Below are 23,941 nucleotides of genomic sequence, written 5' to 3' on the forward strand. Positions count from 1 at the left end.
GTGGGGGGTGGCAAAATGGAACATATAAATAAATTAAGAAAAAACGTATTTAAAAATTATATCTTTACTTTTATTAATAGATTTGATCTTACACGCGGAATATGGATGATATATTTAGCATCAAAAGGTTTATCTTTGGCGGAAGTTGGATTGGTAGAAGCTATCTTTCATATAACTTCATTTCTAATGGAAATACCTACTGGAGCAGTAGCGGATGTTTGGGGAAGAAAAGCTAGTAGAATATGTGGGAGAATCAGCGCATTAATAGCTGCTATTATATTAATATATTCAAATAGTTTTTGGGGCTTTGTAGTAGGATTTATAGTATCAGCATTGTCTTACAATTTAGAATCAGGTGCAGGGGAAGCGTTATTATATGATTCTTTAAAAGAAATAGGTGAAGAAAAAAAATATATGAAGACATTAGGTATAAATGAAATAATAACGCAAACGGCTCATACCTGTGGGCTATTAGTTGGTGGTTTTTTATCTAATTATGGTTATATTTATGCTTATGGTATAACTATATTAGTTAGCATGGGATCTATAATCCAAGCCTTTTCTTTTACTGAACCTAATATTAAAATAAAAATTGAAGAGAAGAGCTTCAAAATATTAAAAAACCAAGTAGTTGAGAGTTTTCACATTATAGCTGGAAATAAAAAACTAGCATTTTTAATTGTGTTTTCCCAAGGGATTTTTATGTTCAATGCAAGTATATTCTTTTATTTTCAGAACTACTTATTGGATAAGGGGATTTCAAAAGGAAATATAGGTGTAATACTAGCTATTTCAGCATTAGCAGCTGCGATTACAGCATCTCAAACACATAAAATTGAGAGAAAAATAGGGGAGAAAGTAATCGTATCATTATTTCCTATAATTATAGCTATGTGTATATGGGGAGTCGCCTTAAGTAAATACTATTGTATATTTTTTATAGTAATAAATACTATAGATTCTATTGTTTTTGTAGCAGTTGGAGATTATATAAATAAATTAATACCTTCAGAGAAGAGGGCCACAATACTTTCAATGGCAAGCATGATATTTAGTTTATACATGATAGTGTTATTCCCTATTATAGGTAAACTTGGAGATGAATTTTCTTTGCAAATTGCATTTCAGGTTTTAGCTATGGTAGCAACTATTATGGCAGTTATAAATATTATTGTTCTTAGGTGTAATAAAAAAAATAGATAATTTTAAATAAATCACTTTAAATACCCTAAAATGACCTTTTGTGATATTACTTTCTCAAAGTATATGTTAAAATATCATAATTAGACTTATAATAGTATTTAAATTAGGAATTTCAAAGAATTGCTAGATAGTATAGTGGTTAGTTTATTTCAGAAGACACATATTTAGATTGTAGAAGGAGGAGTTTTATTGTGAAAAATGAATTATTAGAAAAATATGCTCTTTTATTGGTGAAAACGGGAATTAATATTCAAAAGGATCAAACACTTGTAATCAAATCTCCTATAGAGTGTGCTGATTTTGCTAGAACTCTATCTAAAATTGCTTATGTTGAAGGTGCTAGAGAGGTAGTTATAAATTGGGTGGATGAATTATCTTCAAAAATCAAATTCATGCATGCTCCAGAAGAGGTTTTTGAAGAATATCCAGACTGGCAGAGAGATTTTTACTTGTCAAATGTACGCAAGGGAGCTGCTTTTTTAAGTATTTTAGCCTCTGACCCTGAACTTATGAAGGATGTTAACCCTGAGAGGATGGCGAAATCAAATAAAGCAGCTAGTAATGCAATAAAAGAATATAGAGATAGGCTTATGAGCAATAGAAATGTTTGGTGTGTTGCATCAATTCCAACTATAGCCTGGGCAAAAAAAGTTTTTCCAGAATTATCAGAGGAAGCGTCAGTGGAAAAACTTTGGGATGCTATATTTAAAACAGTAAGAGTAGATACAATCGACCCTGTTGCTTCATGGGAAACACACAAAAGCAATCTAAAGAAAAGCATGGATTTTTTAAATGGCAGTAACTTTAAATACCTAAAATATAAAAATTCATTGGGAACTGATCTTCTCATTGAACTTCCAGAAAATCATTTATGGCTTGGAGGATCGGAATATTCACCAGAGGGCGTAGAGTTTATAGCTAATATGCCGACTGAAGAGGTATTTACACTTCCTAAAAAAAATGGAGTTAATGGAACAGTATTTTGCTCAAAACCTTTAAACTATAATGGGAACTTAATTGAAAAATTTTCCATTACTTTTAAGGATGGGAAAATTGTAGATTTCAAAGCAGAAAAGGGTTACGATATTTTAAAGAGCATAATTGAAACTGATGAAGGATCACATTATCTTGGTGAAGTAGCACTAGTACCATATGATTCCCCTATATCAAATTCAAATATACTGTTTTACAATACACTTTTTGATGAAAATGCCTCTTGTCATTTGGCTATCGGTAAAGCATATCCAGTATGTATAAAAAATGGTGAAAATTTAAGTGACGAGGAGCTTTCAAAATCAGGAGTTAATGATTCCACTGTGCATGAAGATTTTATGGTTGGCACAGAAGACCTGCAAATAATAGGGATTAAAGCAGATGGAAGTGAAATACCTGTATTTAAAAATGGGAATTTTGCATTTTAACCATATGTCAGCGTAGCAAGTGATGATTTAAATATCATAAAAAATAACAAGTAAGTATGTTATCATACCGACTTGTTATTTTTTTATTATCTATATTTTTCTGAATAAAACACAAATACATGTAAATAATTACAATGTATATAATAAATAAGATAATAAGGAGTAGACAATGGAAATAATTGATTTGAAAAAAATGTTAGATAAGAAGCTAGAACCTGTTTGCAAATTAGAAGGAAAACTCTTTTTAAGGGAAACGGTAAAAGTTTTTGATGACTTATTTAAGGACTCAGACATTACAAATTATTACACTTATAATATTCAGAATAAAGAAATGTCTTCTATTAATGTAGGGAGTGAAAAAATATTACTAGATTTTTTTCAGCAAAAGGAAGTAGAAGGAGAAGATGGTTTTTACTATGTTACTGTTAAAAAACAACTTTTAATTAATGAATATACATTGAATAGTGTTAACATTAATACATCTGAGATTACATCAGTATTTAAATTTGAAATGGACACGCGATTTGATAGTTTGCTATTAGAAAAATTAGATGTGGCTAAATTTTTAGTATTTTTCAAGGAAGAACATAATTTAACATTTGAAGAATTTGAGAGTTTTAAAACGCCCATTGAAAGTTATGGGTATGAAAAGGCAATACTTTATAATGTAAATAGTGGTGAGAATTTTGAAGTAAAGGATAAAGCGTTCTTAAGGGGAGTCCGCTCCGTATTTTTTAAGACCGCTTTAAAAAATGAACAATGTGTAGTTTATGAAGAAAATTATTTAGAACCTTATGATAAAGAGCAAATATATAATGAGGTGCATAGGGGAAGAAAATCTAAAAGAGATCAATTTTTTTACTGGGATAGTCTTAAATACTTAACATTAAAAAAATTCATTAGTGAAATTGAAGGTAGCTATAAAAAATTAAGCTTTGTAGATATTGAAAGTCAGGGGCTTGATGGTTATGAGTTTTTTTCTGGAGTAGATAAAGACAACATATATTATGAAGTAAATAAGTTTGGGAAAAAAAATAGTGACGCTATGATTATATTAAACAAGAAAAGTTTTGAAAAAAGCACTATTGCATTACTTTCAGAATGTGAGGGTGGTGCATTTATAAATTCTTCCGCTTTTTCTTGGAACTTAGATGGAAAGTATAAAGTTGTTTTTAGACAAAGTATTATTTCTGATAAGCAATTAAAAGTGAAAGAAATTATAAATGGTAATATTGATTATACTTATGAAAAAAAATTAGGATATCCAAAGGGGTGTATAAATAGTCGTTATTTAATTACTTCTACTAGTAGAGAGGGACAAAGTACGTCTATTATTGATATGGAAACAAATAAAATACATACATATAAAAGTGAACATACAGTTTTTGATGATTATTTAGTTTTATTTTAAACTATAAATAGAGGAAAAAATGTATTTATGTGTAATTATATAGTATGGTAATTATTGTATCAAAAGGGGGATAAAATTAGATATGATTCTATATGCTCATATTGCTTTTATAGTTATTTTTTTAATACTTATTATTTTTTTCCTTTTTACAAATATTTTGAAACTTACAACAGTAAAGAAAGAGATGGTAAAAGAAAAGAAAATACTTCAATCTATATTAGATTCAACTGGTGATGGTATTTTAGTTGTGAATAAAGATGGAAGAAAAATTCACAATAACAATAAATTCGCTAACATGTGGGGAATGTCTGAAGAAATTTTAGAGAGAAATAATAATATAGAAATGATTAATTATGCTAGAAATCAATTATCGGATCCAAATGAACTTGATATAAGTATAAAAGCAAAACTTAATGCTTTGCAAAGGGAAATAGATTTTATTAATTTTAAAGATGGAAGAGTATTTGAATTGTTAGTTCAACCGTTAATAATAGAAAATAAATCTAGTGGTATGGTTTGGAATTTTAGAGACATTACAGAAAAAATACAAATAGACCAGTTGCAGAAGGAAGTTAAGATAAAAGAAAATTTAATAGAAAAGGCAAAGGAATATGAAAACAATAAGGATCAATTTTTTAGTACCATATCGCATGAATTGAAAACACCTTTAAATATAATATTAGGTGTTGTTCAATTAGTAGATAAAACTTTTTGTCAGGAAGAATTTTGTACTAATCATGAAAAACTAAAAAAGTATATGAATATATCTAAGCAAAATTGCTTTAGACTGGTAAAACTAATTAATAATTTAATCGATATTAGTAAGTTTGATTCAGGGTTTATGCATATGGAGTATAAAAATTATAATATTGTTAGTGTGGTAGAAAATATTACTCTTTCTATTGCAGAATTCGTAGAGAGCAAAGGAATTCAACTTATATTTGATACAGAAATAGAAGAAAAAATAGTTTCCTGTGATGCAGAAAAACTTGAAAGAGTTATGTTAAACTTACTTTCTAACTCTATAAAGTTTACAGAATGTGGTGGGACTATAATAGTGAGCATATATGATAAAGGGGAAAGTATACTGATTTCTGTAAAAGATACTGGTATAGGAATACCATCAGATATGAAGGAAAAAGTATTTGACAGATTTACACAAGTGGATTCTATTTTAAGGAGAGAAGCAGAGGGAAGTGGAATTGGACTTTCACTAGTAAAAGCAATTGTAGAACTTCATAAGGGAACAATTAATTTGGAAAGCAGTCTTGGGATTGGAAGCGAATTTATAATGGAATTCCCAGTATTAGTAGTAGAAGAACAATCTTATGTTCAAGAAGAAGTTGCCGCATCCATTCACAGCAATGTAGAAAGGATAAGTATTGAATTTTCTGATATATATTCATAAAATTATAATGATATAATCACATTTTAATTCAAAATAAACAGGGCGACATGATTTTTAAGTGGCAATATTTAATTGAAAAAATTAAACACAATATACAAATATATATTGTAAATTTTTTTAAATATGTTAAAATAAGTATATACATGGTGATGAAAAATTATTATGTAGAAGAATCTAATCTGATAAACAACATATCCTCTTTTGTTTAGGAAATTATTGTTAATCAAATTTAGATCTTAATTTTCAAATAAAAGGGGGAATATTTAAAATGGCAGACAAAAATCTTATTTGCAAAGACTGTGGGAAAGAATTTGTATTCACTGAGGGCGAACAAGCTTTTTACAAAGAAAAAGGATTCGAAAATGAACCACAAAGATGCGTTGAGTGTAGAAAAGCAAGAAAACAACAAAACAACAAGCCATCATTCAAAAGATAGTATGAATAAGTAATGCATACCCTATAAGAATTAATCTTATAGGGTTTTTTATATAATTTGACATAATATTAAGATAATTATTCGAAATTTATTTTTTATAATTTAGTCATAAACAAAATAAAAAATATTGAGAATTCATCATATATAAGAGCAGTGGATAGAATACTGTTATGTAGTAAAAATCTAGTGCTCTTATATTACGTTGTAGATATAGTATCTATTATTTCAGTAGGAATACATTCAAAAACAGCATAGGAGAAATAAAAGTGGATATTTTAATTAAAAGAAGAGAAACTATGTAATATAAAAAACAAAATGGAATTAAATTTTAATAATTCTATTTATGATTATCTATGAGAAAAGGGGATGGTAATTGCAATGGAAAATGGAGAGCTAAATGGAAATATAGATTTGATCAGAGCTGGGCTCGGCACGCAAAGTCCTATGGTAGTAAAGCATTTTTATATTGGTATGGATGAACCTTTGGAAGCTGCTATTATCTATGTTAATGGGATTACAAACAAGGATATTATTGATAGGGACATATTAAATCCTCTGATGATTCATATAGGAGAAAATTTATATGGAAAGGCGAATATAGGAGATTATCTTTGTAAAAGATATATTTCTATGAGCAACACATCCGTAGAATTAGATTTAAATGTAGTGGTTGATCATCTTAAAAGAGGTAAAACTGCAGTTTTAATAAATGGCGCTCTAGAAGTTATAATAGCTGACACTACAGGGGGACAACAGAGGGCAATTATGGAGCCTATGAATGAAACAGCAGCTAAAGGTCCAAGAGATGGTTTCGTAGAAAATTTAGAAGTAAATGTTAGCCTTATTCGAAGAAAAGTAAAGGATAAGAATCTCACCATTGAGTCATTTAATGTAGGAAGAAGACTTCAGAGTGACGTGGTAATGGTTTACATAGGCGATATAGTAGATAAACAGGTATTGGAAGAATTAAAAAACAGAATAGAAGCCATTGATGTAGACTCTGTACTTTCAGTTGGAAAGCTAGAGCAATATATTGAAGACTATACTTATTCAATGTTTCCACAAGCCTATAGTACAGAGAGGCCAGATAGAGCTATTGGAAATATGTTAGAGGGAAGAATAATTGTTATTGTAGAAGGAACACCAATGGTTCTTTTATATCCAGCAACATTCATGCAATTTTTCCAGGCCACGGAGGATTATACTCAAAGAACTGTGATAGCATCTTTTGCAAGACTTCTTAGAATTTTGGCGGCAATTATTGTTGTTACCCTGCCTTCTATTTATTTAACATTAATAAAGTTTAATGTAGAACTTATTCCCATAAAATTTGTAACCCCTATTGTTCAATCAAGGGTAGGAATTGCTTTAACTCCATTTTTAGAGATTATGGCTATGGAATTAGTTATAGAGTTTTTAAGAGAGGGTGGATTAAGACTACCTACGAAAATAGCTCAAACCTTAAGTTTAGTAGGTGGTATTATTATAGGTGATACTGCAATTAGATCTAAAATAGTGAGTCCTACTACCTTGCTTATAGTAGGAATTACAGTAATCACTACTTTTTTAATACCTAATTATGATATGTCGCTTTCTATTAGATTGTTACGGTTTCCCATGCTTATACTAGCAAATCTTATGGGCGTATTTGGAATAGCTGTAGGATGGTTTTTAATTTTAGTTCATCTTTCCTCTTTAGATAGTTTAGGTGTACCATATTTTGAATTTCATAAAAGTGACATGAAGGATACCTTTATTAGAGCACCCTTGTGGAAGATGAACAAACGGCCAGAGGCTATTCCCAATGGAAATCCAATAAGGCAGACGAATTTTAGGAATAAGTTTAAGAAAAAAAGGTAGTGAATGAAATGCAAGGAGGCGCGAGTAAAAAACAAAGTTACTTAACTGTAAATCAGTTTGCACTTATTATATTTGGTAGCATTGTTGGAGTTGGTGTTTTATCACTTCCCAATGGTGTAGTAAAAGTTGCTCATCAGGATGGATGGATTTCTACTTTAATAGGGGGAATATATCCCTTGTATGTTGTCATAATAGCTAGCTATATTAGCAAAAAGTTTCCGGGTGATAGTATATTAGTATTAAGCAAAAAATATTTTGGTAAAGTCTTTGGAAGTCTGTTTAATTTAATTTTTGCTACTTATTTTATTTTTATTGCATCAATGATAGCTAGTTATTATACAAATTTAATGCGAAATTATATAGTAGGATTTTTAACTCCTTTTAAAATCATAGCTATCCTATTTATTTGCATTATTTATGCGGCTTCTAGAGGTTTGAAAGTAGTAGGGAAAATTAGTGAAATTTCTTTTTATTATACATTAATTCTCCTTTTATCTACTATAGTAGCGCTGAGAGATGCCAATATGGTGAATATTTCCCCTGTATTTGGTTCTGGTATTAATTCAATATCAAAGGGAATTGTGAAATCAGTTTTTAGTTATGCAGGAGCTGAAATAATTTTACTGATTTATCCTTTTCTTAAAGAGAAAAATAAGATGCTGAGCTCTTCAATTATAAGTGTAGCTATAGTTATAGTTTTGTATGCATGGTGCGTTTTTATAACCACTTATTATCTAGGTCCGGATATTGTGAGTAAAAACTATTGGTCACTTTTATTGGTGATGGGAAGTGTAACAGTATCAGTAATCAATAATTATAAATATGTTTTTATGACTTTTTGGAGTTTAATTGCATTCAAAAGTATGAGCATTAACGGATACGCAAGTATGCATATTATAAAAGATTTTCAACCTAAAATAGAAATGAAAAAAATTTGTTTTTTAATATATCCAATTCTTGTATATTTAGCCCTAACATATGGCAATGAAATAAGTAGACAAAGCATTAGTGAAAGTATTATGCCTTACTATGTGATATTTAACTTAGTATATATGACGGCTATTGCTGTATGTATATTTATTAAGGGAGGAGGTAAAAATTGAATAAGAAAAAATACATAGTCATAATAATAGGTATTTTTGTTTATGTATTTATTATGCTTGGGCAAGGCAGGGCTCCTATTGAAGATGTAGCGATTATTAATGGCATTGGCTATGATATAGAGAGAAAAGGAGAAAATATCATTGAATATATTGTACCGATTAGTACAAATATTTATAAGCCTAGTGGCACCCAAGTGAATTTAATATTTAAAGATGGAGGTCAAAATTTAGGAGAAGTAATTCAAAAAAGGCAACAACAGATGGATAAAAAGTTTATCCAAGGCCATGAACGGGTAATATTGATTAGCGATGATTATGCAAGGTATGGTTTAAAAACTTTAATAGAGGATAGATTTAGAAATTCAGAAGCAAATGATATGGCTTATATGGCAGTATGCAAAGGGAAAACAGAGGATTACTTAAAATATCAGAAAAAGGGGTACAGCAACTCTTCAGAGTATGTGGGTGGGCTCATAGAAACTTATGGTGATTACAGTTTTTTTTCTAATAATTATAAACTAATAGATGCATATGTGAGGATTGGAGCTGAGGGTAGAGAGTTGGTTCTTCCATATATAGATATAACAGAAGAAGGAATAGAAATTACTGGTGTGGCTATTTTTAAGCAGGATAAAATGGAAGTAGTTGCAGATATAAAAAATGCTAAGATTCTTAATGTGTTGAAAAACGATGCAGTAAAAGGGATAATTTCACTACAAAAGAGTCCTAAAGAATACATTGATTTTGATGCAAAAACTGGTATAAGAAAAATCAAGTGTTATAAGCAAGGAAATAAATACAGTTTCATTATTGACTTATCATTTACAGGTACAATTTCTAATAATGAAATGTATGTTGATATTATAAAAAATATAAACAAAAAAAAAGAATTTGAAAAAAACATGGCGAAAAGTATAGAAAAAGAATGTTATGATTTTATAAAAACAATGCAAAATGATTATAAGATTGACTGTATTGGGCTGGGAAGAGAAGCGGCTGCAACCTATGGAAGACGAAAAGGCGAAAATTGGAACGAGGTGGTTTCCAATGCAGATATTAAAGTAAATGTAAAGGCTAAGGTGGATTTACAGGGTAGAGGAGATTATTAAGGATGCAGATAGAAAAGAAAAATCTACTAACTCCAAATGAAGTTACATTTTTATTAGTAGGAATTATGCTGGATATAACAGTAGCAGGGTTACCTAATGATGTAGTGGAGGCTGCAAAACAAGATGGGTGGATTTCTGTAATAATAGGGGCTATATATCCAATATATGTAGCGCTCTTAGCTATATATGTTAGCGGGAAATTCCCTAAGGACAATATTTTAGTGTTGAGTAAAAGATACATGGGTAAGACCATTGGAACAATATTAAATTTTCTTTTTTTACTGAGTTTTTTTAGTTATTTTCCACCCTTGATTTCAACCTTTGCCATAATTACAAGAACTGAAGCAATGCCTGATTTAACTCCACTAAAAATTTATGTATTTTTATTTTTTGTAGGAGCATACACGGCCAGTAAAGGAATTAAAGTGTTGGGAAGGATGGGGTCTATCACTTTTGGGATGTTATTAATAATCATAATACCTACTATTTCTATTTTAAAACAAGGAAGCTATTTAAATATAAGTCCTATATTCGGATCAGGCATATTAAACATTTTAAAAGGGAGCATGGCTTGTGTTTATGATTACTCATTAATGGAACTTATATTTTTAATTTATCCATTTATAAATGATAGTAGCAAGATAAAGAACTCTGCTTTAAAGGCAGTAGGGATTACTACTATTATATATACCTGGGTTACTTTTATAACTATGTATTATATGGGAAAAGATATTATTCCTAAGACAATATGGAGTTTTTTTACGGTTACATTAGCAGTAAAAGTTGAAGTAATAAACAATTTTAGATATATTTTTGTAGCTTTTTGGATGATTATTGCAATTAAATCTGTAGCTATTTTTAATTATGTGTGTGTATTTATTTTAGATGATATTAAAAAGATAAAAAGCAAAAAGATAATATATGTAGCTATTGCTACTTCTGTTATTATCATTGCAAAGACTTATTATGGCGATAAAGTAGCGTTGGACCAAATTACAAAGTATACATCTAACATAAGTACTATATACAATTTAATATATATAACCTTGATCACAATTTTAATATGGATAAAAAAAGGAGGTGTAAAATGAAAAAATATATGAATATAATATTTATTGTTTTTTTATTCAGTACTTTCTTTCTTGTGTTTTTTACCGGTGAAAAAATGAGATCACTCAGTGTGGAGGATTTAGGTATTTCCGTGGGAGTTGGGATGGGGATAGATAAAAATGGAGAAGGCGATATAATATATAGGGTATCTACTACTGCTAATGAATATAAACAAGATGAAACAATTGAAAGTATATTAGGTACTGGAGTAGGTAGTACTATTGGTATAACAAGAGAAAACAGACAAAAAAAAATAGGAAAAGAATTTTTTTTAGGACTTTCAAAAATTTATTTAATAGAAGAGGGTTATGCTGAATATGGAATAAGAGCGTTAATAGACGTTAATTTTAAGAATCCTGTGGTTAATGATGATTCATTTTTAGTGGTGTGTAAAGGTAGGAATGAAGAATATTTTAAATATAACATCCCAGGATATGATAATTCTGCGGAGTATATAAGCGATATGATTAAAAGTTCATCAAACTATAATTTTTTCAAGGAAAACTATATGTTTAAAAATGCATTATTATCAATGGATGCAGAGGGGAAAAATATAGTTAGCCCATATATTCAAATGATGGAAGATGGGATTAAAATAACAGGAATGGCAGTTTTTAAAAAGGATAAGCTTGCTGCTATTTTAGATATCAATGATACAAAATTAATGAATATGCTAAGGGAAAATAAGGTAAATGGCATATTAGCTATAAAAGATGATTCAGGAAAATATATAAATTATGAGGCTCAATCTAAAAGGAAAATAAAATGTATAAAAACAGGGAATAAATATACTTTTATTATTGACTTAAATTTGAAAGGAGAAATTATTAACAATACTTTATACAAAAACATGGCAGAAGATACAAAAATAATGAAAAAGTTTGAAGAAGACATGGCAAAAGAGGTTAAGGAAATGTGCACTGCTTTCTTGGATAAGATGAAGAATGAATATAAAGTAGATCTTTTGCAGCTAGGGTGGGTGGCTGTAGCAAAATATGGAAGAGATACAGGCGTAGATTGGGATGAGGTTATTTGTAACTCTGACATTATTGTAAATGCAAAGGTTAATGTAGATAAAGTAGGAAGAGGGGAGTATTAAATATAAGATAAGTATGAAGAAATAGAAGGTGATCCCTTGTGAAAAGGAAAATAATAATAATTATGTTTTTAGCGGCCTTAATAGTTCCTGTTTATGCAGAAAAATTAAAGGTAACTCCCATGGAACAGTTAAATATAGCAGCAAGTTTTGGGTATGATATTGTCAGAGAGTTAAATGGTAATGTGCAATATAGCATTCCTTTTACTATATATGATTTCAAAAAGAAGGAAAAAGAAAGTTCAAGGAGAATTGCTGAAAAGGCGGAAATTACTGAACAAGGTAGTACTAATGTAAAGTCTAAGGCAGGTAGTATTGGTGAAACAAGAGAACAAAGACAATTGAATTCTAGCAAACCTATAATAATCGGAACTGAAAAAATAGCTATAATAAGCTCAGATTCAGCAAAGTATGGCATCAAAGACATAATAAATATACTGTTTGCCAATGCGAAAACTAATGATAGAGGTGTTTTTTCAATATGCAAAGGTAAGGCAGAAGATATAATGCGTTTTAATGTTGAAGGGTATCCTAGTTCTGCAGATTATATGAGCGGAATAATTGGTAATGCAGCAAGGTATAATTTTTTATATAACAACTATACACTATTGAATATATATGTAGCATTGGAATCAGAAGGAGAAAATTTAGTGCTCCCTTATCAAGAGATAAAAGATGAAAAGATTTCTATTACAGGTATGGCTCTATTCAAAGGCGATAAAATGGCTTATGTATTACCTATGAATGAGGGTAAAATTATGAATATGCTTAGAGAGAAAACAGGAAAAGGGATTTTAAGTTTGCAGGAAGACCCAGCTAAGTATATTAGTTATGATGCAGTGGTTAAAAGGAAGGTGAAATGTAATAAGAAAGAAGGAAAATATGAATTCAGCATTGAGTTAGATTTTAAGGGAGACATCATAAATAATACCTTATATAAAGATATGAAAAAAGAAAATGAAAGTGAATTTGAAGAACTCATGGAAAAAAAAATAGAGAATATGTGTTACGGTTTTCTTGATAAAATGAAAAATGTTTATAAAATAGATTGCTTAAATTTAGGAATGGTTGCTGCAGCCAAATATGGCAGGGAAACTGGGGTAGATTGGAATGAAGAGGTTTGTAATGCAGACATTAAAGTAAATGTAGTGGTGAAAATTGATAAAATTGGAATTGGACAGTACTAAATGTATATGGAGAGTAAATATGATGGATAATGTAAAAAAGAACTTGTTGGAAGAGGGCGAAGCTACAGCAATCTTAGTAGGATTTATAATCGGAACGGCTATTCTATCATTACCAAATGCAGTTGTACAGGATGCAAAGCAAGATGGGTGGATAGCTGTATTAGGTGGTGGTCTACATCCTATATATATAGTCTTGGTATCTATCTATTATGTGAAAAAACATCCCAACCAGGATATATTGGCTTTAAGCAACATATATTTAGGTCGGATTCTAGGAACTATTTGCAACATTTTATTCATGGCGCAATTTTGTGTTTTTACAATAGAAGGTATTGTTAGTTTAAGTAATATTTTTAGAGTATATGCAACACCATTTTTAACACCAATAAAGATTTTTATTCCTACCATCCTAATAGCCATATATTTAAGTAATAAAGGGATAAAGGTATTGGGAAGAATCAATAAGATATCCCTGTATGTTATTTTTATTTTAACATTAGCACTATTAACAACAGTAAAAAATGGAAATTATTTAAATCTGTTTCCTATATTCGGATCAGGTGTTAAAAATATTTTTAGTGGCAGCATTGAATCTGCCTTATCCTATGGAGGTATGGAAGCAATATTTCTAATTTATCCATTTGTAAAACAAAAGGAAAAAATAAAAAAGATAACTTTAAAGGCCTTACTTATTACTATGGCAATTTATGTTTGGGTTACTTTGATATGTATATATACTTTAGGTTACAAGGTTACATCTAAAGCCATTTGGCCAGTTTTACTAGTAACAGAAGGATTAAATGTATCAGTTCTAAATAGTTTACGATTTTTATTCTTATTTTTATGGAGTATAGCAATGCTTAAGAGCATAGCAAATGTATACTATGCATTTACATATAGTATAAGTCATATATTTAAAATCAAAAATAAAAAGAAAATTTACTGGTTTTCATTTCCAATTGTGCTTTTTTTATGTTTGACAATTAAAAGTGAAATGCAAAGAAGAGCCATCCTTGGATATCTAGTTCCTAAAATAACGTTGTTTATTATTGCATACATTTCTATTATTGCTATATTGATATTTATAAAAGACAAAAGTCGAAAGTAAAGTTTACACTTGAATAACCATTATGGGTCCTTTTAATCACACTAGCGACATATATTGGTTTTTAATAAAGTTGTAAATATATGATATGAGCAGGTAACTAACCAGAAACCGGTTGTGTACCTGCTCTTTATGATTGTGGTAAGTAATACTATTTGTTATGAGATAATTTAGAACGTTTAGTGAATTTATCATTATTTGCATCTATTTTTTCACCATTTTCAATGCCAATATCCCCGCCACTTTGCGGAAACATTTTTCTAAGTTCAGCCTTAGTTTTTTTATCAGTTTTCATGTGACTTTTATTATTGTCCATAAATATCCCTCCTTTTATATTAATTTATAAAGCATCTTCGAAATATAATTAATATTATATTTTATTTTTTCGGATTGCTTATATTAATATAACCCTAATATCATGAAAATATTTGTGCGAAAAAATATCATAAAAATTATTTTATTCACAATTAACCAAATAAAATAAAAATTTATAAAATTTGTATTTATCAATTTTAAATAGTGTGTATAATACTAATATGGAGTATTTTATTTATATAATTTAAAAATAGTTTATGAGGAAGTGACTTAATATGCCTTTTAATGTATATGATAGAAATAGAAAATATTTAGGATTTATTCAGTGTGCATATCCACAATATACAAATGTATTTATGGTTGCTAGTACAGATGAAAAGCTTTCGGACAAGGATTTTAATATAAATAACATTAAATCTGAATTAGCTGGATTTTTGGGTTGTAAAAACATTTTAGGAAAAATTAATGAACCAAGATTAACTAAAAGTATAGACAATATAATAAGTAAAGAATTTGGTAAATTCAAAGATAATACTTATAATGAATTATTGAAACTGGTATATCTTAGAATATTACGGTATGAAGAAAAAAAATATTCTAAAAATATTAAAAAAGAACAAATTAATGCGTATTTTTTGATTGACATTAATAATGTTGTAATTGAAAATAACTCTATAATTATAGATGAGGAAATAGATTATATTGAAAATGAAAAACTAGAAAATTATATTCCTATGGTTGCAAAAATCATTGATTATCCAAGAATACAAATTGACAGCATATCCTCAGGACAGGGTTTGTTATTAGGCGCAGATCTTGCTGATTTATCCTTAAGAAACCATGTTCACAAGACAAAATTAAAAATAAAATCAGGGAATTTTGTTTATGAAATTAATTTACCTGTAGAACTGTACTTAAAAAAAGGTGATACAATTCAGATTTATGTAGATAATAGAGTTATTAAAAGAGTATTTTGCGATGGTATAATATATGACTTCTAATATTTTATAAGTTAAGCGTTTTTTCTTAGACTATGCTATAACAAAAGTATATTTTGCTAGAAATTCGTTCACTTAGCCAAGTAATTCTAAAAATTATTTTATTTACAGTTGCTAAAAAACATAAACTCGCTCCGCTCAAACATATGTTTTTCTTAACGCAACTGTAAATAAAATAAATTCTGAATTACTAAGGCACATTCAAACGCATTTTACGCAATATATACTTTTGTTAGCATAATCTAAGAAAAAAATCTAAGTTCTAAAAGGATTATTATTATTATTATTATGGGGGTAAAAACGATATTAATCTATTTAAGAAAGCTGACCTAATATTTATGCAGATAGGAGAAATGGATATGTATATTAATGAAACAAAATTAAAAGTAAGATATGTAGAGACAGACCAGATGGGAATCGTTCATCATTCAAATTACTATGCTTGGTTTGAAGTAGGTAGAGGGGAGTATATAACAGAAATAGGGATGACATATAAAGAAATGGAAGAAAACAATATTATGTTACCAGTGGTAGAGAGCTCTTGTAGGTACATAGAAGGGGCAAAATATGAGGATATAATTATGATTCAAACATTTATGAAAGAGCTAAATGGTGCAAAGGTAATATTTAATTATAATGTTATAAGAGAGAAAGATGGAAAAATCTTAGCTAAAGGTAGCACAACACACGCTTTTGTCAATGAAAAATTTAGAGTAGTAAATCTTAAAAAAGCTAATGTAGATATGTGGAATAGGTTTCAAAAACTCTTTGAAAAGACAGAATAACGTCCTATTAATAATAATGAAAACAATATTTAGTTAATTAGGGGGAAGAAATGATTTTTGAAACTTTAGGTTATATTGGTGAAAAATTAAATGAAAAGGGAGTTGTATGGGCAGTAGGGGCTTCTATCTTATTGCATAATTATGGGCTTATAGAAAATCCTAATGATATAGATATTTTAGTAGATTTAAAGGATATTGAAAGAGTAGACAAAATTCTAAAAAGTGTTGGAGAAAAGAAAATTAGAGAAAAATCAGATTTATATTCAACAAAATATTTTTATGAATATGTTGTCCATGGATTTGATATTGATGTTATGGCAGGACTTAGCATTAATTATAATAGTGGAACATTTGAATATATCTTTGATCATACTTCTATTTCAGACTTCGAAAAAATTAATGGAGTAAATATCCCATTATCTTCTTTAGAAGATTGGTATATACTATATCAATTAATTACTAATAGGGAGGTAAAAGTAAAGATGATAGAAGATTATCTACTATTAAATGGAGTAAAGAATCCTACTTTATTTGAAAGATCATTAAGAGGTAACTTACCAAGTGAAGTTAGGGATAAAATTCAAGGAATATTAAAATCGTAATATTCCTGTATTATTTCTTAGTATGGGAAAATCTAGTACCACTATAGTGAATGTGATTTTTTAACTCTATTGTTTTTTCTTGGATTCTGCTAACAAAAGGATATATCACGTAAAATGCATGTGAACAAGCTCTAATAAATTGTAGAATTACTTAGCGCTGTGAATGCATTTCTAGTGATATATCCTTTTGTTATAGCAGAATCCAAGAAAAAACTCGTAGTTTAGAAATTACTTAGCAAGCTGCGTAAAATAATGTTTAGGGATAAAACCTTTCTTAATACCTTCTGTTACTAGTAAATAGGTTGCGGTAGTATCAAATCTAGCATCATGAAAATTTGCAGTATCTCCAAAATATTCATTACTCTTTAAATTTATTTGATTTTCATTTAATTGGAGGAATTTAATGGCTTCTGATAATTTGGGGTTTTTATAGCCACCACGTACAGTGTAAAGTTTGCATACATCTTTATAATATTTCATTGTACAAAATATATGTTTAGGGTCAAGAGTATGTCCACAATTTTTAAGCTCATGAGTTAAAAATTTTATATCAAAATTAACATTGTGGCCTATAAGAATATCTGCATCTATAAAATCATTAATAAAATCTTGGTATAAATCTTCAAAAGTTTTGCCATCACTTAGTTCAAATAGTGCATCTACACTAAAACCATGAACATCTTCTGCAGAGGGTTCTACGTAGTCTACTGTAAAAAAAATATTTTTACCTATTGTTTTTATAGGCTTATAACTGGTATCAACAAGTATATAACTTAACTGACATATGTTTCCTGGTCTTATACCAGTAGTTTCTGTATCAAAAAAAATCATTTTCATTAAAATACCCTCCTGCGGTTGTCTGGGGCATAGAACAATTATGGATTGTTCTGCCTACTCTATTTGTTCTTTTTCACTTTTTTTCAAGCCACTATATACAAGTTCGAAAGATAAATCCACTAGAAATAGGATTTTATCATCAGAAATGGAACCATCAAAAATTATGGTATTCCAATGTTTTTTATTCATATGATACCCTGGAATAATTGCATCAAAGTCTCTACGTAAATCCTGGCACATAAAAGGCTCACATTTCAAGTTAACTTCCAGTATTGGCTTATTGATATTTGTTAAGGCAAACATTTTAGAGCCAACCTTAAAAACTAGTGTTTCATCATCAAAGGGAAAACATTCTGTAACACCCTTTTTACTTAGGCAATATTTTTTGAAAGTTTCTAAAGATAACATAATAAATCACCCTTTATTTTTTTATTCATTAAAAATAACGTTACGTTAATTATAGCATAGATTTTATATCTTTATATATTAGAGAATATTGTATATACTATTTATAAAACCTTCTTTATGTACATGAAAATAAATCAAGCTAGAATAGAATAGACTATTATGCTTACTTGTTATTTGTTTGTGCCTTTAGATGAAATGGAGTTATGTGTATGATTGAACTAATAAGAAGTCTTACTAATAATTTAGGGTATGTCATTCTTATCGCTTTTTTTGTTTCTAGGATAGGAAGCTTTAAGAATATCGTGCAAAGGGATAAATTTAAAAAAAGAGATTTAATTATGCTTTCAATAATTTTTGGATCATTTGGAATTTTGGGAACCTACACAGGAACACTGGTTAATGGCGCTATTGCCAACACTAGAATTATTGGTGTAATGGCAGGAGGAATACTCTGTGGCCCTTTTGTAGGGCTTATGGCAGGAGTAATTGCTGGAATGCACAGGTTACTTGTAGATATTGGAGGAATTACATCAATACCCTGCATGATAACCACTATAATTTCAGGAATATTTGCAGGAATATTATATAAAGTATCAAATGAAAATAACAAGTGGGGCTATGGGTTAATTGGTGGCCTTCTAATGGAAATTTTAGAAATGATTTTAATACTTACAATGGCACACCCTTTTAGCAAAGCTTTAACTATTGTAAAAAGTATATATTTTCCTATGAGTTTTACTAATGCTATAGGTATTGCAATCTTAATAGTGATAATTCAAAAAATATATGAGGAAAAAGAAGAGATAGCAGCAAAGCAAGCACAAATTGCACTTGAGATAGCTAATAAAACTTTGCCATATTTTAGAGAAATGGATGAAAATTCACTAGAACAGATATGTAGTATAATAAGAGAGTCTATTGGTGCAGATGCGGTGGCTATAACAAATAAGGAGTATATATTAGCTCATGTAGGTGTAGGTGCTGACCATCATATAAAAGGGCATAGGATTATAACGGAGGCTACAAAAAAAGTTATTCAGGAGGGGAATTTGGTTTCCTTAACTAATGCAAATCAGATAGATTGTCCTAATATAAATTGTAATTTAAAATCTGCAATTATTGCTCCTTTAAAGGAAGGAAATAAGATGATAGGCACATTAAAAATATATTATTGCAAAGATGACGCAATTTCCTTTAGAAACATAAATTTAGCTGTAGGATTATCTCAAATTATTTCCACTCAACTTGAAATAAGCAAACTTGGAGAGTTAAAGCATATGGCAAATAAGGCTGAAATAAAGGCACTGCAAGCTCAAATAAATCCTCATTTTTTATTTAATGCACTAAATACTATAATTTCCTTTATTAGACTTAATCCAAATCGTGCAAGAGAATTAATTATAAATTTATCCACTTACTTAAGGTATAATTTAGAAGCAGGTGAGAAACCTGTGGATATTTATAGAGAACTTGAGCAGGTGAAAGCTTATATAGAGATAGAAAAAGCAAGGTTTGGGGAAAAACTTCATATAATTTATAATATTGAAGATAATCTAGATGTTAAAATTCCAAGTCTTATAATTCAACCAATAGTAGAAAATGCTATAAAGCACGGTATTTTAGAGGGAAAAAAATATGGAACAGTAACAATTGAAATAAAAAAAAATATTGGCGATAACATTATGATAGTAATTGAAGATGATGGAGTGGGTATTTCAGAAGAGATTATAGAAAAAGTCTATGAAAGTAAAATGGAAGAAAATAAAATAGGCATGTCAAATGTTCATAATAGGTTAAAATATATTTATGGTGAAGGATTAAAAATAGAAAGACTCGAGAATGGTACTAGAATCCATTTTAATGTTAGGAAAATAAAGGAGTGACAATGTGAACTGTATTATTGTTGATGATGAATTTCCTTCAAGAGAAGAACTAAAGTATTTCATAAACAATTTCAGTAATATTAAAATTGTTGAGGAATTTGATGATTCGATTATCGCGCTAGAGTACATTGAATTAAATAAACCAGATATTATTTTTCTGGATATTAATATGCCCAAGCTGGATGGAATGGCACTGTGCAAAATTATTAGCCACTTCCCCAAAAAATCTCTTATTATTTTTATTACGGCTCATAAAGATTATGCTGTAGACGCTTTTGAAATTCAAGCTTATGATTATATATTAAAGCCCTATTCCGAAGAACGTATAGTTAGTACATTGAAAAAAATTGAGAAATGTTCAGATGAAAAATGTACAAATAGTAAAATAACACTTTGGAAAGATAATAAAATGATTGTAAGGAGCATAGCTCAAATTTCTTACTGTGAAGCAAAAGAACGAGAAACACTAATTTATATAGAGGGGGAACAATACAAGGTAAGTTGTAGTATATCAGAATTCTATAAAAAGCTTCCAAAAGAATTGTTTTTTAGAAGCCATAGATCATATATAATAAATATTGATAAAATAATAGAAATAATCCCATGGTTTAACAACACTTATATGCTAAAACTACAAGGAGAGAACGTGGAAATACCAGTAAGTAGAAATAATATAATTGAGTTTAAACGAATAATGGGTATATAAAAGCACTTCATGTGCTTTTTTTGTTTTTTCATGTATGAAATCGTCTTCAATTCACAAAAACCTATTATAATTTAGTTATTAAAACTTTATAACTAGATTATAGAAGGAGGAATTCATATGATATCGTTTATTTTAGCAATTATTGCTCTTATTGTAGGTTATTTTATTTATGGCACAATTGTAGAAAAAGCTTTTGGTGCAGATGAGAAAATTAAAACTCCAGCTGTGAGGTTGGCGGATGGTGTAGATTTTGTTGAGATGCCTGAATGGAAGATTTTCTTAATTCAATTTCTTAATATTGCAGGACTCGGACCTATTTTTGGTGCAATAGCAGGTGCAATGTGGGGACCCGCAGCATTTTTATGGATTGTCTTTGGATGTATATTTGCAGGAGGAGTTCACGATTATTTTTCAGGTATGTTATCAGTAAGACATGATGGTGCAAGTATTCCTGAAGTTGTAGGAAAATATCTTGGTAAAGGCTTTCAAAATTTTATGAGAGTGTTTTCAGTAATACTTTTAGTGCTTGTAGGAGTTGTGTTTGTAACTGGACCAGCTAGTATATTAAAAGGTTTAACAGGAATGAATGTTACAGTGTTAATATATATTATATTTGCATATTATTTAATAGCAACAATGGTTCCAATAGATAAGCTTATTGGAAAAATATATCCTATTTTTGGTTTTTGTTTATTAATCATGGCAGTAGGTGTTGGTGGTTCCTTGATTTTTGGAGGATATCATATTCCAGAAATAATACCAGCCAATTTGATAAATATGCATTCAGCCCCAGGTAAAAATCCAATATTTCCTATGTTATTCATAACCATTGCTTGTGGAGCTATATCAGGCTTTCATGCAACACAATCGCCTTTAATGGCAAGATGTATATCTAGTGAAAAACAAGGTAGAAAAATATTTTATGGTTCAATGATAGTAGAGGGAATAGTTGCATTAGTTTGGGCAGCGGCAGCAATGAGTTTCTTTGGAGGAGTAGGAAAGTTAAATGCTACTATGGCTTTACCAGGTCATACAGCAGCATGGGTAGTAAATGAAGTTTCAATTGGGTTGCTTGGAAAAGTTGGCGGAATCTTAGCTATACTTGGAGTTGTAGCTTGTCCTATAACCTCTGGGGATACAGCATTTAGAAGTGCAAGGTTAACTATAGCTGATGCATTTAAATTTAAACAAGGTCCTATTATAAATAGATTTCTTATTAGTATTCCACTATTTTTAGTAGGGTTCATGCTAACTAAGATGGATTTTGCAATAATATGGAGATACTTTGGATGGTCAAACCAAACTTTAGCTACTATAGTCTTATGGACAGCAGGTATGTATATGGTTACTATAGGTAAAAAACACTGGATGGCTACAGTGCCTGCTACATTTATGACTGCAGTATGTACCTCTTACATTTTAATTGCACCAGAAGGTTTTAAGCTTTCTCAAGGAATTGCATATCCAGTAGGAATTATAGCAGCAATTGCAGCAATGGTAATTTTCTTAGTTGCAGCAAAAAAGGTAGAAGTAAAGACAAAGGTAAAAATGTAGATATTTTATAAATCCCCCTTTATAAAATAAAAAGGCTGTTAACATAATAATTATGTTAACAGCCTTTGCTTATTTGCTTTTTATAATTTTACCATTAATCATTACAAATTCTACTTTACTTCTTAAATCAAAGGGATGTCCACTATATATAACAATATCAGCATCCTTTCCAAGTTCTAAGCTTCCAACTTTGCCTTGGATACCAAGTATTTCTGCAGCATTTATAGTTATTGATTTTAGAGCTTCTTCTTCATCCATACCCTCTCTTGCAGCAATGCCAGCACATACTGGAAGATATTGAAGTGGAATGACTGGATGATCTGTCATTATAGCTACCTTCAGGCCAGCTTTGGAAAGAATTCCTGGGGTTTCAAAAGTTAGATTTTGAAGTTCTACTTTTGATCTATTAGATAGTGTGGGGCCTAGAATTATTCCCTTTTGAATACCCTCTTTCAAATAATCTACAATCAAGTGCCCTTCCGTGCAATGGTCAAGGGTTATATCTATGTCAAACTCCTTTGCAATTCGAAGTGCAGTGAGAATATCATCTGCTCTATGAGCATGAGCTTTTAAAGGTATTTGTTTTTTTATAACCTTTGCTAGTGCTTCCATTTTCATATCGAAATCGGGTACTTTATCAGGGTTTTCTTTGGATTTATTTTGTTTTTCTATATACATCTTTGCTTTAAAAAGATTTTCCCTGAGGATAGCAGCAGTGCTCATTCTTGTGCTTGGAGATTTTTTTTGAGCATGATATACTCTTTTAGGATTTTCACCAAAAGCTACCTTCATAGCAAGACAATCATTTACAATCATATCGTCGATCCTATCTCCATAGGTTTTAATAACTGCAAACTGTCCACCAATTACATTAGCGCTGCCTGGACCGGTTGCAACAGTTGTTATTCCAGCTTCTGACGCATCTTTAAAACATATGTCTCTAGGATTAATTGCGTCTATTGCTCTTAAATGAGGAGTAACGGGGTCAACTGCCTCATTACCATCAGCACCTTCAAAGCCCATTCCGTCTTCCCACATTCCTAGATGACAGTGAGCATCAATCATTCCTGGCATAACAAATTTACCTTTAGCATCAATTATTTCTGCATTGCTCGGTGGCCTTACGTCATTTCCAATAGCGATAATTTTATCGTGATCAACTAAGATCATTCCATTTTTGAAATTCTCCTTGGCCATTGTATGTATATTGGCATTTTTAATTAAAATCATATAAAAACCTCCTCAATTTCCAGCGATTTTATAGCAAATGAGATGAAAAAATCTATTTCGCTATATTAATATTTTTAGATTGAATATATTATACTAAAGATATTATAACATATTTTTCTAAATATTATTAAAGTCAAAATTCAAAAAAGATAAATAAAAAAAACTGATTAGAAA

General features: G+C 29.6%; 22 protein-coding genes. 18 read left to right on the plus strand and 4 right to left on the minus strand.

What is annotated here, in order from left to right:
• Positions 1–15 precede the first annotated feature (15 nt).
• From ACREV6_RS10165 to ACREV6_RS10220, 12 genes are all read left to right on the plus strand, one after another.
• Positions 16–1,203, plus strand: a complete 1,188-nt coding sequence (locus tag ACREV6_RS10165) for an MFS transporter (RefSeq protein WP_431577897.1) — start codon at positions 16–18, stop codon at positions 1,201–1,203.
• 191 nt (positions 1,204–1,394) lie between these two features.
• Positions 1,395–2,624, plus strand: coding sequence for an aminopeptidase (locus tag ACREV6_RS10170; protein WP_431577898.1), 1,230 nt, complete (start codon positions 1,395–1,397; stop codon positions 2,622–2,624).
• Positions 2,625–2,793: 169 nt separating this feature from the next.
• Positions 2,794–4,035, plus strand: coding sequence for a hypothetical protein (locus ACREV6_RS10175; protein ID WP_431577899.1), 1,242 nt, complete (start codon positions 2,794–2,796; stop codon positions 4,033–4,035).
• 82 nt (positions 4,036–4,117) lie between these two features.
• Positions 4,118–5,443 carry a sensor histidine kinase gene (locus tag ACREV6_RS10180; protein WP_431577900.1) on the plus strand — a complete coding sequence of 442 codons (1,326 nt, stop codon included), beginning with the start codon at positions 4,118–4,120 and terminating at the stop codon, positions 5,441–5,443.
• Between the two features lie 268 nt (positions 5,444–5,711).
• Complete coding sequence (locus ACREV6_RS10185) at positions 5,712–5,879, plus strand: zinc-ribbon domain-containing protein (protein WP_164956708.1); 168 nt, start codon at positions 5,712–5,714, stop codon at positions 5,877–5,879.
• Positions 5,880–6,257: 378 nt separating this feature from the next.
• On the plus strand, positions 6,258–7,739 hold the full coding sequence (locus ACREV6_RS10190; RefSeq protein ID WP_431577901.1) for a spore germination protein: 1,482 nt from the start codon (positions 6,258–6,260) through the stop codon (positions 7,737–7,739).
• 8 nt (positions 7,740–7,747) lie between these two features.
• Complete coding sequence (locus ACREV6_RS10195) at positions 7,748–8,842, plus strand: GerAB/ArcD/ProY family transporter (RefSeq protein WP_431578257.1); 1,095 nt, start codon at positions 7,748–7,750, stop codon at positions 8,840–8,842.
• On the plus strand, positions 8,839–9,951 hold the full coding sequence (locus ACREV6_RS10200) for a Ger(x)C family spore germination protein (protein ID WP_431577902.1): 1,113 nt from the start codon (positions 8,839–8,841) through the stop codon (positions 9,949–9,951). The genes ACREV6_RS10195 and ACREV6_RS10200 overlap by 4 nt, the downstream gene beginning before the upstream one ends.
• 2 nt (positions 9,952–9,953) lie before the next feature.
• Positions 9,954–11,042 (plus strand): GerAB/ArcD/ProY family transporter, encoded by a 1,089-nt coding sequence (locus ACREV6_RS10205; RefSeq protein WP_431577903.1) that lies wholly within the window; start codon positions 9,954–9,956, stop codon positions 11,040–11,042.
• Entirely contained in the window at positions 11,039–12,160 is a 1,122-nt protein-coding gene (locus ACREV6_RS10210; RefSeq protein WP_431577904.1) for a Ger(x)C family spore germination protein, read from the plus strand. Before ACREV6_RS10205 ends, ACREV6_RS10210 begins: the two co-directional genes overlap by 4 nt.
• Positions 12,161–12,198: 38 nt before the next feature.
• Positions 12,199–13,344: a Ger(x)C family spore germination protein gene (locus ACREV6_RS10215; RefSeq protein ID WP_431577905.1), complete on the plus strand. Its 1,146-nt coding sequence runs from the start codon at positions 12,199–12,201 to the stop codon at positions 13,342–13,344.
• A 19-nt stretch (positions 13,345–13,363) separates the two neighbouring features.
• Positions 13,364–14,452, plus strand: coding sequence for a GerAB/ArcD/ProY family transporter (locus ACREV6_RS10220; RefSeq protein WP_431577906.1), 1,089 nt, complete (start codon positions 13,364–13,366; stop codon positions 14,450–14,452).
• A 148-nt stretch (positions 14,453–14,600) separates the two neighbouring features.
• On the opposite strand, the gene ACREV6_RS10225 is transcribed toward ACREV6_RS10220, so the two are convergent.
• The gene (locus ACREV6_RS10225) at positions 14,601–14,765 is read right to left on the minus strand and encodes a hypothetical protein (protein ID WP_431577907.1); all 165 of its coding nucleotides are present in this window, start codon (positions 14,763–14,765) and stop codon (positions 14,601–14,603) included.
• A gap of 274 nt (positions 14,766–15,039) precedes the next feature.
• Between ACREV6_RS10225 and ACREV6_RS10230 the strand changes: the two genes are divergently transcribed.
• From ACREV6_RS10230 to ACREV6_RS10240, 3 genes are all read left to right on the plus strand, one after another.
• A complete protein-coding gene (locus tag ACREV6_RS10230; protein WP_431577908.1) occupies positions 15,040–15,765 on the plus strand; it encodes a hypothetical protein in 726 nt (241 codons plus the stop codon).
• 356 nt (positions 15,766–16,121) lie between these two features.
• Positions 16,122–16,547: an acyl-CoA thioesterase gene (locus tag ACREV6_RS10235; protein WP_431577909.1), complete on the plus strand. Its 426-nt coding sequence runs from the start codon at positions 16,122–16,124 to the stop codon at positions 16,545–16,547.
• Positions 16,548–16,597: 50 nt separating this feature from the next.
• Complete coding sequence (locus ACREV6_RS10240; protein ID WP_431577910.1) at positions 16,598–17,149, plus strand: nucleotidyltransferase family protein; 552 nt, start codon at positions 16,598–16,600, stop codon at positions 17,147–17,149.
• Positions 17,150–17,377: 228 nt separating this feature from the next.
• Here ACREV6_RS10240 and ACREV6_RS10245 read toward each other — a convergent pair whose 3' ends face one another.
• Together ACREV6_RS10245 and ACREV6_RS10250 are read right to left on the minus strand one after the other, a co-directional pair.
• On the minus strand, positions 17,378–17,986 hold the full coding sequence (locus tag ACREV6_RS10245) for a 3'-5' exonuclease (RefSeq protein ID WP_431577911.1): 609 nt from the start codon (positions 17,984–17,986) through the stop codon (positions 17,378–17,380).
• 54 nt (positions 17,987–18,040) lie between these two features.
• On the minus strand, positions 18,041–18,394 hold the full coding sequence (locus ACREV6_RS10250; protein ID WP_431577912.1) for an MmcQ/YjbR family DNA-binding protein: 354 nt from the start codon (positions 18,392–18,394) through the stop codon (positions 18,041–18,043).
• A 209-nt stretch (positions 18,395–18,603) separates the two neighbouring features.
• Here ACREV6_RS10250 and ACREV6_RS10255 point away from each other — a divergent pair, with 209 nt between their 5' ends.
• From ACREV6_RS10255 to ACREV6_RS10265, 3 genes are all read left to right on the plus strand, one after another.
• Positions 18,604–20,277: a LytS/YhcK type 5TM receptor domain-containing protein gene (locus ACREV6_RS10255; protein WP_431577913.1), complete on the plus strand. Its 1,674-nt coding sequence runs from the start codon at positions 18,604–18,606 to the stop codon at positions 20,275–20,277.
• 4 nt (positions 20,278–20,281) lie between these two features.
• Entirely contained in the window at positions 20,282–20,983 is a 702-nt protein-coding gene (locus ACREV6_RS10260) for a LytR/AlgR family response regulator transcription factor (RefSeq protein WP_431577914.1), read from the plus strand.
• A 117-nt stretch (positions 20,984–21,100) separates the two neighbouring features.
• Positions 21,101–22,537: a carbon starvation CstA family protein gene (locus ACREV6_RS10265; protein WP_431577915.1), complete on the plus strand. Its 1,437-nt coding sequence runs from the start codon at positions 21,101–21,103 to the stop codon at positions 22,535–22,537.
• 69 nt (positions 22,538–22,606) lie between these two features.
• On the opposite strand, the gene ACREV6_RS10270 is transcribed toward ACREV6_RS10265, so the two are convergent.
• Positions 22,607–23,767, minus strand: coding sequence for an amidohydrolase (locus tag ACREV6_RS10270; protein ID WP_431577916.1), 1,161 nt, complete (start codon positions 23,765–23,767; stop codon positions 22,607–22,609).
• Positions 23,768–23,941: the final 174 nt, after the last annotated feature.

The sequence above is a fragment of the Clostridium sp. genome, from assembly GCF_050717515.1.
Lineage (GTDB): Bacteria > Bacillota > Clostridia > Clostridiales > Clostridiaceae > Clostridium_AD.